General features: G+C 61.2%; 1 protein-coding gene. It reads right to left on the bottom strand.

What is annotated here, in order from left to right; all coding sequences use genetic code 11:
- Positions 1–174 precede the first annotated feature (174 nt).
- Positions 175–371 (bottom strand): amidohydrolase family protein (locus tag ACNKXS_RS15140; RefSeq protein WP_417921609.1); only part of this gene is annotated, 197 nt, incomplete at its 5' end.

The raw sequence follows: 371 nt of genomic DNA, 5'->3' as shown, positions 1-371 counted from the left end.
CATCCAGATCGTCGAGATAAACGACCGATTGTCGGAGCGGAAGGGTTGTAGCGAATCTGGATCTCGTTCAATTTTCAACTTTCTTCTGATTGGTCCAATCCTGTGCGCCCATTCGGGGATTGCCAGGGGCCGATTGCAGCCCCATTCGAGCCGGTCGCACCTTGAATACCAGATTCAGGGAAGGCTGCGTTTGACGACAGTTCCGCCCTGGATCACCACCGCCGGCGCTTCCAGCAGCCGCACATCCACGGTCGGGTCACCCTGCACCGCCACCATGTCCGCAAACCTGCCGGCCTCGACCACACCGACATCCTTGCGCGCCAGCGCCTCGGCGGCATTGATGGTGGCGCTCTGGATCGCCTGCAGCGGCG

The organism is Christiangramia marina, from assembly GCF_048285865.1.
In the GTDB taxonomy this organism is placed as follows: domain Bacteria; phylum Bacteroidota; class Bacteroidia; order Flavobacteriales; family Flavobacteriaceae; genus Christiangramia; species Christiangramia marina.
Note: the sequence above shows the minus strand (reverse complement) of the source record. Positions and strands in the feature narration are given on the sequence as shown.